General features: G+C 34.8%; 16 protein-coding genes. 14 read left to right on the top strand and 2 right to left on the bottom strand.

The features are described from left to right. The coding region (locus CP370_RS04865; RefSeq protein ID WP_098046668.1) for a transposase at positions 1 to 853 on the bottom strand (853 nt) is incomplete at its 3' end. Between the two features lie 465 nt (positions 854 to 1,318). On the opposite strand from CP370_RS04865, the gene msrA reads away from it, so the two are divergent. The 5 genes from msrA to CP370_RS04840 all read left to right on the top strand — a co-directional run bounded on the left by msrA (position 1,319) and on the right by CP370_RS04840 (position 4,786). Further along, positions 1,319 to 1,876: a peptide-methionine (S)-S-oxide reductase MsrA gene (gene msrA, locus CP370_RS04860; protein WP_087713060.1), complete on the top strand. Its 558-nt coding sequence runs from the start codon at positions 1,319 to 1,321 to the stop codon at positions 1,874 to 1,876. A gap of 65 nt (positions 1,877 to 1,941) precedes the next feature. Further along, positions 1,942 to 2,820, top strand: coding sequence for a YitT family protein (locus tag CP370_RS04855; RefSeq protein ID WP_011162146.1), 879 nt, complete (start codon positions 1,942 to 1,944; stop codon positions 2,818 to 2,820). Positions 2,821 to 2,907: 87 nt separating this feature from the next. Then, positions 2,908 to 3,570, top strand: a complete 663-nt coding sequence (locus CP370_RS04850; protein WP_087713059.1) for a serine dehydratase beta chain — start codon at positions 2,908 to 2,910, stop codon at positions 3,568 to 3,570. A 12-nt stretch (positions 3,571 to 3,582) separates the two neighbouring features. Further along, positions 3,583 to 4,464, top strand: coding sequence for an L-serine ammonia-lyase, iron-sulfur-dependent, subunit alpha (gene sdaAA / locus CP370_RS04845; protein WP_004895117.1), 882 nt, complete (start codon positions 3,583 to 3,585; stop codon positions 4,462 to 4,464). A gap of 1 nt (position 4,465) precedes the next feature. Next, the gene (locus tag CP370_RS04840; protein ID WP_087713457.1) at positions 4,466 to 4,786 is read left to right on the top strand and encodes a metal-sulfur cluster assembly factor; all 321 of its coding nucleotides are present in this window, start codon (positions 4,466 to 4,468) and stop codon (positions 4,784 to 4,786) included. Between the two features lie 67 nt (positions 4,787 to 4,853). Here the strand turns inward: CP370_RS04840 and CP370_RS04835 are convergent, their stop codons facing one another. Further along, positions 4,854 to 5,696, bottom strand: a complete 843-nt coding sequence (locus tag CP370_RS04835) for a pyruvate, water dikinase regulatory protein (RefSeq protein ID WP_012846061.1) — start codon at positions 5,694 to 5,696, stop codon at positions 4,854 to 4,856. Between the two features lie 150 nt (positions 5,697 to 5,846). On the opposite strand from CP370_RS04835, the gene rpsU reads away from it, so the two are divergent. The 9 genes from rpsU to dnaG all read left to right on the top strand — a co-directional run bounded on the left by rpsU (position 5,847) and on the right by dnaG (position 14,892). Further along, positions 5,847 to 6,023, top strand: a complete 177-nt coding sequence (gene rpsU / locus CP370_RS04830) for a 30S ribosomal protein S21 (protein ID WP_003647180.1) — start codon at positions 5,847 to 5,849, stop codon at positions 6,021 to 6,023. A gap of 106 nt (positions 6,024 to 6,129) precedes the next feature. After that, a complete protein-coding gene (locus CP370_RS04825) occupies positions 6,130 to 6,573 on the top strand; it encodes a GatB/YqeY domain-containing protein (RefSeq protein ID WP_023599527.1) in 444 nt (147 codons plus the stop codon). A gap of 78 nt (positions 6,574 to 6,651) precedes the next feature. After that, on the top strand, positions 6,652 to 7,560 hold the full coding sequence (locus CP370_RS04820; RefSeq protein ID WP_369821760.1) for a PhoH family protein: 909 nt from the start codon (positions 6,652 to 6,654) through the stop codon (positions 7,558 to 7,560). Between the two features lie 3 nt (positions 7,561 to 7,563). Beyond that, positions 7,564 to 8,091, top strand: coding sequence for an rRNA maturation RNase YbeY (gene ybeY / locus CP370_RS04815; protein WP_012846062.1), 528 nt, complete (start codon positions 7,564 to 7,566; stop codon positions 8,089 to 8,091). Positions 8,092 to 8,115: 24 nt separating this feature from the next. Then, positions 8,116 to 9,027, top strand: a complete 912-nt coding sequence (gene era / locus CP370_RS04810; RefSeq protein ID WP_004895100.1) for a GTPase Era — start codon at positions 8,116 to 8,118, stop codon at positions 9,025 to 9,027. Further along, on the top strand, positions 9,028 to 9,780 hold the full coding sequence (recO, locus tag CP370_RS04805; RefSeq protein ID WP_087713057.1) for a DNA repair protein RecO: 753 nt from the start codon (positions 9,028 to 9,030) through the stop codon (positions 9,778 to 9,780). 294 nt (positions 9,781 to 10,074) lie between these two features. Next, positions 10,075 to 10,992, top strand: a complete 918-nt coding sequence (gene glyQ, locus CP370_RS04800; protein WP_004895097.1) for a glycine--tRNA ligase subunit alpha — start codon at positions 10,075 to 10,077, stop codon at positions 10,990 to 10,992. Further along, positions 10,985 to 13,057, top strand: coding sequence for a glycine--tRNA ligase subunit beta (glyS, locus tag CP370_RS04795; RefSeq protein ID WP_087713056.1), 2,073 nt, complete (start codon positions 10,985 to 10,987; stop codon positions 13,055 to 13,057). The genes glyQ and glyS overlap by 8 nt, the downstream gene beginning before the upstream one ends. A gap of 23 nt (positions 13,058 to 13,080) precedes the next feature. Further along, the gene (gene dnaG, locus CP370_RS04790) at positions 13,081 to 14,892 is read left to right on the top strand and encodes a DNA primase (RefSeq protein WP_087713055.1); all 1,812 of its coding nucleotides are present in this window, start codon (positions 13,081 to 13,083) and stop codon (positions 14,890 to 14,892) included. Positions 14,893 to 14,903 lie beyond the last annotated feature (11 nt).

The following is a 14,903-nucleotide window of genomic DNA, read 5'->3' as shown; positions in this document are numbered from 1 at the left end:
AAACTCTGACTGCAGTGGTCTGTGCAAAGCCTGGAATGCTTTCTAGGTTTTCTAAATCATAATTAGGCAAAGACTTCGCTAACTTAACCATTCTTGCGATTAAATTTTCTCTTTGATCACTTAAATTAAGCAATCTGTGTGCATAATACTGCACTTGCTCGACTTCTATGCTAGAGCAAGATACAACTGGATAAGCTTGATAAGCTAATTCAATTAATTTATCTGCAGTCCTTAGAGCGTGTTTAAAAGCAATCCCCTTTAAGCTCATTAACCAGTTAATAAGCTGTTTTTTATCTTCTCTTCTTACTAAGTCACAATGAGGATATCGCACAATTATTTGCCAGTAATTTTTACCTTTAGCAGAAGAAAATAGATTTTCGATTTCAGGAAAAGTCGATTGTAAAGCTTGATGAAGTCTATTTTTAGCCATTACTAAGTCAGCTGTTAACTGGTCATAGAAACGACTCAATGAATTAAGCTGCTTATAAGTTTGAGATTGAAGTTGATTAATTGGATGATGATATAGTCTTTGAATTAAGGCTAAATGATAAGCATCAGTTTTATCAGTCTTATTATGACGTAGTCCCATATCCATTTCTTTTTTAGCTTTAAGAGGATTAAGAATTACATAATCATAGCCGTAGTCTTCAAGAAAAGCCTGCAGTCTGCGTGAATAAACACCGGTAGCTTCAAAAATAATTTGCGGATGTTTAGAAAAAGCGGTTAATTCATGAAGCAATTGAATAAAACCAGGACGATTATTAGTAATGGTTAGTTCATTTTTGCTTTCACCAATTAGTTCACAAACAGTAGAAGTAGACTTGCTTACATCAATTCCAAAAGTAACTTGCATAATAAAAACCTCCAAAACTTAGTAGTAAAACGTATTTACTTAAGAAATCAGATCTAATTTTCTAAACTCGACATCTAAGTGTCCACATTCTTCGAAGAGACTCCTGAAAACTCAAGCGAAACTGCCAGTTTATTATGCGACATCAAGTGTCTAAAGCCCCGATGACATATAGTTTTACTACTACTTAAATTCTACAAGAGAATAAAAATAGTGAATCAATTATCCCGTCGGATAACTAATTCACTATTTAGCTTAGAATGTTTATTATGTCTAAAATTGAGCAGAATAAAAATTGTGTAGATATTTATTACTGTATTAATAGAAAGAAATGATAAAAAAAACTAAAATAAGTTGTGTGATTTACTATAAGTTATTATATGGTAAACAATTAAAGAAAATAAAAATAGTGGAAATATAGTGAAAATAATCCATAATTATTCGAATTTAGAAAGAAGTGCTAATAAAATGAAAGACGTTAAATCCCTTGATAACAATAAAAATTCGCACTATGACACAGCTATCTTTGCTGGTGGGTGCTTTTGGTGCATGGTTGCTCCTTTCGATACATATCCTGGTGTCATAAAGGTCGAATCAGGTTATACGGGTGGGGTCGTGCCAAACCCTACTTATGAACAAGTTTGTACGGGATTAACTGGGCATACTGAGGCGGTTCGCATTACTTATGATCCAAATAAACTATCTTATGAGGATTTAGTTAATATTTATTGGCAAGTTACTGATCCAACTGATGCTATGGGACAGTTTCAAGATCGCGGTAGTCAATATCAACCAGTTATTTACTATAATTCACCTAAACAAAAAGAAATTGCTGAACAATCACGTAAATCTTTAGCAGATTCAAATAAGTTTTCAGATCCAATTGTAACCCGTATTGAACCAGCAACGCCTTTCTATTTGGCTGAAGATTACCATCAAGATTTCTATAAAAAAGATCCAGCTCGCTATGCTCTAGAAGAAGCCGGAGGAAGAGAACAATTTATCAAAGAACATTGGAAAAAATAGACTTGTTTTTAACTATAAATATCTTTACACTAGATACGTTATAAACATAGTAAAAGAGGAAAATTATGAGTACATTAGAAAGGCTTTCGCGACGCCATATTTTAATTTCAAAGTTATCAGCAGCTTTGTTTTATGCTTTAGCCGTTGCTATCGCCTTAAACTTCTTCTGGCAACCTGGTAAAATTTATGCTTCTGGAATTACCGGTTTTGCCCAAATTTTGCAGTCGGTATCAGAACGATATTTGCCATTTACATTAGCTACATCAGTAATGTATTTTGTACTAAATATCCCATTATTTATTTTAGGATGGTTTAAAATTGGCCACCGTTTTACGATTTTTACTTTAATTGCAGTTTTATTGGCATCTATCATGATGAAAATTATTGCTCCAATTAAGATGAGCTATGATCCAATTATTTGTGCGATTTTTGGTGGTGTAATTAACGGGGTTGGTACTGGAATAGCTTTAAAATCAGGTATTTCTACTGGTGGATTAGATGTCTTAGGGATTATCTTACGGAAGAAAACTGGTAAAAGTTTTGGTCAAATAAATATCTTTTTTAACCTAATTATCGTAATCTGTGCCGGTTTTGTATTTGGATGGACTCGAGCTCTATATACGGCTTTGAACATCTTTGTTAATGGTAAGGTAATAGATGCCGTTTATAATCAACATCAAAAGATGCAGGTCTTAATCGTAACGGAACATCCTAAACATATTATTGATGGAATTCAGGCTAAGATGCATCGTGGGATTACGATTTTACATGATGCAGAGGGTGCGTATAGTCATACTGAAAAGACAGTCTTATTAATGGTAATTGATAAATATGATATGTATGACATTTATAATATTGTCTTAAATAATGATCCGTATGCCTTTATGAGTTTAAGCGAAGTTTCGAAGGTATATGGAAGATTCAAGGAACAGACGCCAGTTTAGATGTTACTAGAAAACGATTATTTCACTTTATACAACAAAGGAAATGGTCGTTTTTCTTTAAAAATATTTTTATGTAGGGAATCTAAGATGGAAAATCGTTTTAAAAGTGTTTTTGATATCATTGGTCCAGTTATGATTGGACCCTCTAGTTCACATACAGCTGGTGCAGTAGCAATTGGCAGAGAAGGAAATAAACTTTTTGGGGGAATACCTAAAAAGGTTACTGTTCATTATTATGGCTCTTTTGCTCAAACTCATCGTGGACATGGTACTGATTATGCAATTGCAGCAGGAATTTTAGGCTTTACTACTTCTGACTTACGAGTACCAAAAGCTCCAGAAATTGCACGTAAGCGCGGCGTTGATATTAGATTTGTAGAAGAAAAGGGAGAAAGCCCGATTCATCACCCAAATACGGCGATTTTAGATATGACTGATGGTCATAAAAAAGTTCAGTTGGCAGGCTGTTCCATTGGTGGTGGGGCAATCGAAATTCGACGCCTAGTAATCCATGATATTGTGGTTGATCCAAGCGGCACGTTACCAATTGTTCTATTGATTGACCCAGAAAGAAAAATAAAAAATCAAAGATCCTTAACTTCTTTTTTACAACAAAAGGCACCCTTTAATGAGAGCAGAATATATAAAAGCCCGGACTATTACATTTATGAATATGATATTCAAAACTATTTTAAGCCTTCTTTAATTGGAGAACTCAAGAAAAAATATAAAAACATTGTTTGTTTATGAAATGAGAAACTAATGTACAATCATATTAAAGAAATTGTTGCAGACGCTGAAAAAACAGAAAAACCTATTTCAGAATTAATAATTGAACAAGAATGCAAATTATCAGGTCTATCTAGAGAAAAAGTATGGAATAAAATGAAATATAATCTTGAAACCATGCGTGCTGCGGTTAGTAAGGGAAGTACTGGTAAAGGAGTATTTTCTCATACTGGCTTAACAGGTGGTGAAGCGATTAAAATAAAGAATTATCGTGAAAAAGGACATACTCTTTCTGGTGATTTTATGATGGAAGCTGTGCAAAATGCCGTAGCGACAAATGAAGTAAATGCTGCGATGGGCGTCATTTGTGCAACTCCAACAGCTGGCTCTTCTGGCACACTGCCAGGCATTTTATTTATGCTTGAAAAAAAGCTAGACTTAAATGAAGAGCAAATGATTCGCTTTCTCTTTACTGCAGGAGGAATGGGATTAGTTATTGGAAATAATGCGGAAATTGCTGGTGCAACAGGTGGCTGCCAAGCAGAAGTAGGTTCAGCTTCTGCAATGGGTGCAGCAGCAGCTGTAGAAATAGCCGGTGGTACGCCCGCGCAAAGCTCTCAAGCTTTAGCGATTGCGATGTCTAATTTATTGGGACTAGTATGTGATCCAATAGCAGGACTAGTAGAAGTACCCTGCGTAAAAAGAAATGCTATTGGAGCAGGCAACGCACTAATTGCGGCTGATATGGCACTAGCTGGATGTACCAGTGTTATCCCGGCTGATGAGTGTATTGATGCTATGAAAAAAGTTGGTCATCAAATGCCAGTATCATTAAGAGAAACTGGGATTGGCGGATTAGCAGGCACTCCAACAGGACAGGCTATTAAGGCTAGAATTTTTGGAAAAGATGTTTAGAATGCGGACTAGTGAAGAAATTAAGCAAAATATTATCACTCAACTAGCAACTGTCATAGACCCAGAGTTAGGGGTAGATATTGTTAATCTAGGACTAGTTTACGAGATTGATTTAGATGAAGATGGAATTTGTCTGATTAATATGACTTTAACCACTCCAGCTTGTCCTTTAACAGAAGTATTAATTGAATTGGTTACTGCAGCAGTTATGAAGGTTCCTGAAGTCAAAAATGTTGATGTTGAGTTTGTTTGGTACCCAGTTTGGAGTCCAGAAAAGATGAGTGATCAAGCTAAAAAACATTTTGGATATGACGAAAAATAAATAGAGGCATAAAAAAGATCTTTCAAAATTTAATGAAAGATCTTTTTAAAATATTTAATTTTATTTGTTACTTAGCGTAGTCATTAATACCGAGGTGTTCTAAAATTAGTGCTGCTGTTTCTTCAATTGAACGATGAGCAACGTTAATTACATAGCAACCAAGTTTCTTATAAAGTTTATTAGCTGCCTCAAGTTCTGTATTGATAGAATCCATATTAGAATAAGTTGTATCTGGATTTAAACCATAGGCTATCATTCTTTGACGTCTGATTTCATTCAAAACAGATGGATCATTTGTTAAACCAATGATTTTTTTAGGATTAATCTTATAGATCTCATCTGGAATATGGGTTTGAGGTACAAGTGGTAAATTAGCGACCTTAAGATTCTTGTTAGCTAAGAATAAAGAAAGTGGAGTCTTAGAAGTTCTAGAAACACCAAGTAAAACAACGTCAGCTTCTAAGAAACCTTTTGGATCTTTCCCATCATCATACATAACAGCAAATTCCATTGCAGAAATTCTATCAAAGTAATTTTGACCCATGTGGTGAACAGCACCGATTTCATGTTTAGGTTCTTCACCAGTTAAAGCATGAATGTTGTCAATTACGCCAGAAAGTAAGTCGACGTATTTCATATTATGTTCACGTGCAAATTTAATTACGGCCAATTGTTCATCTTCATGAATCAAAGTGAAGGCAATTAATACATTTTCAAATTCTGTGATTTCACTAAAAACTTTTTCTAGTTTTTCCTTATTGGTAATAAAAGGGTAGCGGCGGTAGTTAAACTTAACATTTGGATATTGCACCGCACCAGCTTGTACCATATTGAAAGCTGTATCACCAACAGAGTCAGAAATAATAATTAGATTAACAATTTTTTGATTTTCTTTTTTTTCTTCAGTCATATATTTCACCTCATTAATTATCTAAATTATACCAAAATAAGTAAGAAAAATGTTAATCGACTATTGACCGTTTTTTCTCGTTTAGCTATAATTTAACTATATTGTTGTGGCACATATTTGTGTGCCAAGAAATGGAAGGAGGGATCTCACATGGCTAAGACAATCGTTCACGAAAACGAGTCTATTGATGATGCTCTTCGTCGTTTCAAACGTTCCGTTTCTAGAAGTGGTACCTTGCAAGAATACCGCAAGCGTGAATTCTACGAAAAACCAAGCGTTAAGAGAAAGTTAAAATCCGAAGCTGCTCGTAAGCGTAGACATTATTAATATAGAAAAAGCTCCTGGTAGAAAATTCTTCTATCAAGAGCTTTTTTTATATAAAAAGTTTAAAATAGACTGTGTAAATTTTGATTAAAGAGGAGAATTAAATACAATGTCACTAAATGATACTTTAATGCAAGATATGAAAACAGCTATGAAAGCCAAAGATAAGGAAGCTTTAACTACAATTCGCTCGCTTAAGGCTGCAATAATGAATTATAAAATTAAAGTGGGACACGATCTAACTAGTGATGATGAATTAACAGTTTTGTCCAGCGCTCTTAAACAACGAAAAGAATCTTTAGAAGAATTTACCAAGGCTGGCAGAGATGATTTAATTAATCAAACAAAGAATGAAATGAAATTAATTGAAAAATACATGCCAAAGCAAATGTCTAAGGAAGAACTTGAAGAAACTGTTGAAGAAACAATTAAAGAAGTTGGAGCAAGTTCTAAAAAAGATTTTGGTAAAGTTATGCAAGCTTTAATGCCAAAAATTAAGGGTAAGGCTGATGGTAAAGCAGCTTCTTCAATTGTTGGTAAAAAGCTTAACTAATAGCTTTTATTAAACGGAGGATTTTAAGTGGGACAAACTATAGAAGCGACATTTACACCAACTAAACCAGAAACAATCATGAATTTAGTTGGAATTAACGATGCAAATTTGCGTTTAATTGAAGAATCTTATGATGTGCAGGTAACTGATACTGGTAGTGAAATCGAAGTAACCGGAGAAGAAAGCATTGTTAAGAAAATTATGCAAATTTTTACTGCTTTAGATAAGGTTGTTACCCGTGGAGTTACTATTACTGCAACTGATGTTGTTAGCGCAATTAAGATGGCAGATAAGGGAACTTTAGAATTTTTTGGAGAATTATATAATAAAATTCTAATTAGGGATGCTAAAGGTCGTCCAGTTCGCGTTAAGAATATGGGACAAAAACGCTATATTGAAGCTATTCAAAAATATGATGTCGTTTTTGGAATTGGACCAGCTGGTACAGGAAAAACTTTTCTAGCCGTAGTTATGGCGATTGCGGCCTTTAAAAAAGGAGAAATATCCCGGATTATTTTGACTAGACCAGCGGTAGAAGCAGGTGAATCATTAGGATTTCTTCCAGGTGATTTAAAAGAAAAAGTTGATCCATATTTAAGACCAATCTATGATTCTTTATATGCTATTTTAGGTGTAGAGCCAACCAACCGTTTAATGGAACGCGGGGTTATTGAAGTGGCTCCGCTAGCGTATATGCGTGGTAGAACTTTGGATGATGCTTTTGTAATTCTAGATGAAGCACAAAATACAACACATGCACAAATGAAGATGTTTTTAACAAGATTAGGATTTAATTCTAAAATGGTTGTCAATGGAGACCAGACTCAAATTGACTTACCAGGAAAAGCAAAGAGTGGATTATTACAAGCTGAACATATTTTACAGAATATTGAGCAAGTAAAATTCATTAACTTTACTTTTAATGATGTTGTTCGTCATCCCGTTGTGGCCAAAATTGTTAGAGCATATGAAGAAGAGGGACACTAAGAGTTGAATAATTTAGATATTTCTTTTAATGATGAAGTTACTTTCTTAAAAGATAGCGATAAAGATTGGATTTCATGGATTAGCAACTTATTATTATCAGCAAAAAAAGAAATTCATAAAGAGAATGCTCAAGAAATGAGTATTAACTTTGTTTCTTCCGAAAAAATCCATGAAATTAATAAAAAATACCGCGGTAAAGATCGCCCTACTGATGTAATTTCTTTTGCAATTGAAGATGGATTAGATGAGGACTTTATGAGTGCTTTTAGTGACGATCCTGATTTTGTAGAAGATATTGGGGATTTATTTCTTTGCCCTGAAGTTATCAAAAGACATAGTGTAGAGTATGAAACTGGATTTAATCGGGAGTTTGGTTATACACTAGTTCATGGATACCTTCACTTAAATGGTTATGATCATATCGAAGATGATGAAGCCAAGATTATGTTTGGTATCCAAGGTAAAGTTTTACGTGAATATGGACTTCCGCTTCATCCTGATCAAGAAAATCATGGAAAGCAAATTCATTAAAACTTAAATAAAAAGGATGTAACAATGATGGATGAAAAAAAAGACTTTAAATCAGGTTTTGTAGCTTTAATTGGTAGACCTAATGTTGGTAAATCAACTCTCTTGAATTATTTAGTGGGGCAAAAAGTGGCAATTATGTCCCCACAACCACAAACCACTAGAAATAAAATTTCAGGTATTTATACTGATGATCAGGAGCAAATAGTTTTTATTGATACTCCGGGAATTCATAAGCCAAAAAATAAATTAGATGACTTTATGGATAAGTCAAGTTACTCTGCTTTAGATGAAGTAGATGTGGTTTTATTTATGGTTGAACCTGAACCAGCAGGTAAGGGAGACCAATATATTGCTGAACTTCTTAAGAAAATTAAAAAGCCTGTATTTTTAGTGATAAATAAGATTGATAAAGTCCACCCAGATGAGTTATTATCTATTATAGATTCATATAAGAATCTAGGCGATTTTGCTGAAATTGTTCCAATTTCTGCTTCACAAGGAAACAATGTTTCCGAGTTGATTAAAACAATTGCTAAATATTTGCCAGAAGGTCCGCAATTTTATGATGCAGACCAATTGACTGACCGTCCAGAATATTTTATTGTAGCTGAATTAATTCGCGAGCAGGTTTTGAAGCTCACTCATGAAGAAGTTCCGCATGCTACGGCCGTGGTAGTTGACCGAATGCGGGATCATGAAGGTGGCAAGCTTCAAGTTGAGGCTACAATTTATGTTGAGCGTCCCGGTCAAAAGGGTATTATTATCGGCAAGAAAGGTCAAATGTTGAAGCAGATTGGAATTGCTGCACGTCAGGAAATTGAAGCTTTATTAGGTGAAAAGGTTAATTTACGCCTATGGGTCAAGGTTCAAAAGAATTGGCGTTCTGATCCTGTCTTTCTTAAATCTATTGGCTACAACGTTAAGGAATTAAGATAGATGGCACGTGAACTTTGTGAAGTTCAAGGATTAATTTTTAAAAGAAAAAAATATAAAGAAGCTGATGTTCTAACCAAGATCATGACTAAAGATCATGGTATTTTTACAATTGATGTAAGAGGAGCACTGAGACCAAAGTCCAGATTAGGAGCTGCAACCCTTAACTTCTCTTATGGAAAGTATATTGTAAATACAAATTGGAAGGGAATCAGTACGCTGCGGACTTTCAAGGATGTAAAGCAGTTGGACCAGTTATATTTAGATTTAACTAAGAATGCGTATTCGAGTTATGTTTTAGACTTGCTTGACCATGCTTTTGTTGAGTATAAAGATATTGGAAGTTTTTATGATTTGATTATGAAAGCGTTGCTGAAGATAAATTCAGGAGAAGATGCGGCAATTATTACCCAGATGGTACAACTGAAGTTGCTTAATGCATATGGAGTAGCGCCACAATTAGATCGTTGTCTAATTTGTGGTAAAGTACAAGGTGTGTTTGACTACTCGATGGAATTAGGTGGAATTATTTGTAGTGATCACTTTAATAGTGTCAGTCAAAGGATGCATCTAGATCCTAAAATAGTAGCCTTGATTCGTACTCTAGCTTTAGTTGATATTGATCGTTTAGGGAAAATAAAAATTAATCCGCAATTAAAAAAGGACTCTGGCAAGGTGATCGATCGGATGTACGTTAACTATCTGGATCTTAATTTAAAAACTAAAAAATTTCTTGATGAATTGGCGCTTTTTTAGCTGTTGACTTTTTATATTCGTTTAAAGACTAGTGAGGTTTTCTTACTAGTCTTTTTTTATAAAAGATGATAAAATGGATACGTATTTTGACAACTATAAAGGAATAGAAAAGTACCAATACAGCGAGTGCAGAATGGTGGAAGTGCATTTGGGAAAAGGCACCTTTTAGTCAAAGTTGTTAATTAAGGGCAGGAAGAATATTTTCCTGAATTAGGGTGGAACCGCGAAGTAAATCGTCCCTATGCAATTTTTGCATAGGCTTTTTTTATGCCTATGTTGTGAGGAGAGAGATAGATGTCAGAAAAACTGAATATCCAGGATATGATTTTTAAATTGGAACAGTTCTGGGCCTCTAAAGGTTGTATGATTATGCCTTCATATGATGAACAAAAAGGTGCCGGGACAATGAGTCCATATACATTTTTACGTGCTGTTGGACCAGAACCTTGGGCAGCTTGTTATGTTGAACCTTCAAGAAGACCTGCCGATGGTCGATATGGTGATAACCCTAATCGTTTATACCAACACCACCAATTCCAAGTAGTTATTAAGCCTGCACCAAAGGACATTCAACAATACTATTTAGATAGTTTAAGAGTATTAGGTATTGAACCTCTTGAACACGATATTCGATTTGTTGAAGATAACTGGGCAAACCCATCTATGGGTTGTGCCGGTGTTGGTTGGGAAGTATGGCTTGATGGAATGGAAGTTTCTCAATTTACTTACTTCCAAGTAGTTGGAGAACTTGATGTTAAACCAACTATGAGTGAAATTACTTATGGTGTAGAACGTCTTGCTTCTTACATTCAAGATGTAAATTCAGTCTTTGATCTTGAATGGGGTGATGGAGTTAAGTATCGTGATATCTTCAAACAACCAGAATATGAACATTCTAAGTATGCTTTTGAAGAAAGTGATCAAGAACAATTACTTAAGTTCTTTGATATTTACGAAGCTACTGCTAAACGTTTGTTGAGTCAAAATCTAATTCATCCAGCTTACGATTACATCTTAAAATGTAGTCATACCTTTAACTTGCTTGATGCACGTGGTGCAGTTTCAGTTACTGAAAGAGCTGGGTACTTATCAAGAATTAGAAACTTAGCTCATCTTGCTGCTAAGGGATTTGTCGAAGAGCGTGAAAAACGTGGCTTCCCATTATTAAAGCACCAAGAAGAAACTAAGAAAGCGGGGCAAAACAATGACTAAAGATTATTTATTTGAAATTGGCACTGAAGAAATGCCAGCTCACGTTGTTTCTAAAAGTGTTAAGCAATTAGCTGATCGTACTAAAAAGTATTTAAAGGAAAATGGTTTATCCTTTAAAGATATTAAGACTTATTCAACTCCACGTCGTTTAACGATTTTAGTTGAAGATTTAGCTGAAAAACAAGAAGATATTGATGAAGTGAAAAAGGGCCCAGCTAAGAAGATTGCTCAAGATAAAGATGGCAATTGGACAAAAGCTGCTCAAGGATTTGTCCGTGGTCAAGGAATGACTACTGATGACATTTACTTTGAAGAGCTTAAGGGTACTGAATATGCTTATGTTCATGTTCAAAAAGAAGGTAAAAAAGCTTCCGATATTTTAATGGGAATGAGTGATATTGTTAAAGCAATGACCTTTCCAACTAAGATGCGCTGGGGTAGCTACGACTTCGAATTTGTACGTCCAATTCATTGGATGGTTTCTTTACTTGGTAGTGAAGTAGTGCCAGTTAAGTTACTAGATGTGGTAGCTGGTCGTAAAACTCAAGGTCATCGTTTCTTAGGTGACAGTGTTGTATTAGCTAACGCTGATGACTATGAAGAAGCATTAAAGAGTCAATACGTAATTGCCAATGCTGATGAACGTAAGGGTATGATTCTTAACCAAATACAAGAACTCGTTGCTCAACATAACTGGAAAGTTAATATTGACAAGGGTTTACTTGAAGAAGTTACTAATTTAGTTGAATATCCAACTGTATTTGCTGGTTCTTTTGATGAAAAATACTTGAACATCCCTGATGAAGTATTAATTACTTCAATGAAAGATAATCAAAGATATTTTGAAGTCTATGATGAAAACGGCAAATTAATTAATCATTTCATTTCAGTTAGAAATGGAAATAGTGAATACTTAGACAATGTTATCGCTGGTAATGAAAAAGTTCTTGTTGCTCGTTTAGATGATGCTCAATTCTTCTATGATGAAGATAAGAAGTATCCACTAGCTCATTTCGTTGATAAGCTTAAGAATGTTTCTTTCCATGATAAGATTGGTTCAGTAGCTGAACATATGGCACGTGTTCAAATTATTGGGGATTACCTTGGTAAGAAGTTTAATGTTTCAGATATTGAAATGAAAGACTTTGACCGAGTTAGTGATATCTACAAATTTGACCTTGTTACTTCAATGGTCGGTGAATTTGCTGAATTACAAGGTGTTATGGGAATGCATTATGCACGCTTAATTGGTGAAAATGAAAATGTTAGTGTGGCAATTAAAGAAAGTTACATGCCAACTAGTGCTGAAGGCGACTTACCAAGTACTACTGTAGGTTCCTTACTTTCGATTGCAGATAAACTTGATACAATCATTTCATTCTTTGGTGCAGGAATGATCCCCTCCTCATCTAATGACCCATATGCATTAAGAAGAAACGCATACGGAATTGTAAGAATCTTATTGAACGAAGGCTGGTCACTTCCTATTAAGGATGTTTTACCAGAATTGATTCAATTACTATCAGGTAAGACCGCAGCTAAGTTACCTAAGGATGCTGAAGCTGAAAATGAAATTGCCGACTTTATTCGTGATCGTGTAAAGCAACAATTACAAGTTGAAAAGTATGACTATGATGTAATTGACGCTGTTCTTGCATCTAGTCAACAAGATCCAATTCAAATTTTGGCTGCTGCTAAGACCTTGCAAATGCATCATGATGATGCTGACTTCAAGCCAGTAGTTGAAAGTTTGACTAGAATTACTAATATTTTGAAGAAAGCAAAATATAGAAATGCTAATGACATTGATGAAAGTCTTTTCCAAGATGTTAGTGAAGAAGAATTATATGCTGGTGTAAAGGCATTAGAGGAAAGTACTGATTTAAGTATTGCCGATCTTTATAAAGGCTTTGTAGAATTACAACCGGTAATTAATAATTACTTTGAAAGTAATATGATTCTCGATAAGGATGAAAAGGTAAAGAATAATCGTTTGGCTCAATTATTAAAGATTAATAACTTAGCTGATCGAATGGGTGACTTAAGTAAATTAGTAATTAAATAATAATTGATTGGGATGATCCATTGATGGCAGGACGTATTCCTGAACAATTTATCGATGAAGTTAGAAACTCTGTCGATATTGTGGATGTAATAAGTCAATATGTCTCTTTAGAAAAAAAAGGTAAAGATTATTTAGGACTTTGCCCCTTCCATCAAGAAAAAACGCCTTCTTTTACTGTTAATGAAGGAAAGCAGTTTTTCAAGTGCTTTGGATGTGGTAAAGGCGGAAACGTATTTAAATTCTTAATGTATCAGGATCATCTAACTTTTCCTGAAAGTGTAAGAAAAGTTGCTGAATTGGCCCATCTTCATATGCCAGAAGGCTACGGCGAAGCGGTAAAGCCACTTAGCCCGTTAAAGAAGATGTATCGGCAAGCAACAGAATTTTACCAACATATTTTGCTAACAACTAAAGTTGGTGAAAGAGCACTTGAATATGCTCAAAAACGTGAATTAACCAGTGACTTATTAGAGCATTTTAAGGTGGGCTATGCGCCTGATAACGATACAATTTTGTTAACTTATCTTCGTCAAGAAGGTTATACAGATGCTGAACTGCGAGAAAGTGGTTTATTTGTAGAATCGCAAGATGGGCAATTATTTGATCGTTTTCGTGATCGATTAATGTTTCCTTTAGGGGATGAATCAGGTTATACAGTAGGATTTTCGGGTCGACGAATTAGTAATGATAAAACTATTGCTAAATATATGAATAGCCCGGAAACCAAAATTTTTAATAAATCTAAATTACTGTTTCACTTTGCTGAAGCAAAAAAAGCGGCAAGAAGTGAAAAACATTTAATTCTTTACGAAGGATATATGGATGTAATTGCTGCTTATAAGGCTGGTATTCAGTCTGGTGTTGCTTCGATGGGAACAAGCTTAACCACAGAACAAGTATATATGCTGAGACGAATCACTCCCAATATCTTAATTAACTATGATGGAGATCCGCCCGGCATTCATGCTGCTGAAAGAGCAACGAAGTTATTTGGGCAAGTACAAGGATTCAATTTAGGAATAATTGTTTTGCCTGAAAATCTCGATCCAGATGAGTATGTAAAGAAATATGGAGTTGAAAAGTATCAGGCAGAGGTTGCTGGTGCGCTTAGCTCGATGGATTTCCTACTCGAAAGACTAGCTAATCAATATAATTTACATAATGATCGAGAGAAGCTAGGATATATTACGGCTAGTGTACAAATGATTGCTGGCCTGAATGACCCAGTTGCGGCAGATTTGTATCTTGATAAATTAGCACGCCAAACTGGAGTTACTCGTGAATCATTAAAAGTAACTTTTGTGCGTGAAAGACGTAAATTACAGCGCGCAAAGAATCATCAGCAAGCTTATCAAGCTCCTAAATCACTTCCAATAGATCAGCCTAGTGAGCCGAAAGAAGAGCAAGCAGGCATTGACCTTGAGACAAGGAATCCTGCTCTTGATCGCTTGCTTTACCTATTCATACATAGTGATGAAGCAAGGGATTACTTATTGAGTCAGCAATTCTTGTTTCCAGATGAACGTTATGCAAAATTAGCAGAATTTTGGTTAAAGTACCATCAAACCCATGAAGGGGCAGAGGTTACTGGCTTCATTGATTTTATTCCTGAAGAACTTCAAGGTATAATTATTAATATGGAGATGATTTCAATGCCTCCAGATTATTCTAAGCGTGAATTAGATGATCAATTGCGGGCATTGGAAAAAAATAAGATTGATCAGCAATTAAATGATTTGCTTAATCAATTGAAGGATGCTCAAAGAAAACAAGATAATAGTTTAGAGCTTGAAATAGCGCAAAAAGTAATTGCGTTAAGAAGAAAGAAGTTTTAGAGGGGGCTTTT

This window comes from Lactobacillus sp. UMNPBX19, assembly GCF_002553805.1.
Lineage (GTDB): Bacteria > Bacillota > Bacilli > Lactobacillales > Lactobacillaceae > Lactobacillus.
Note: the sequence above shows the minus strand (reverse complement) of the source record. Positions and strands in the feature narration are given on the sequence as shown.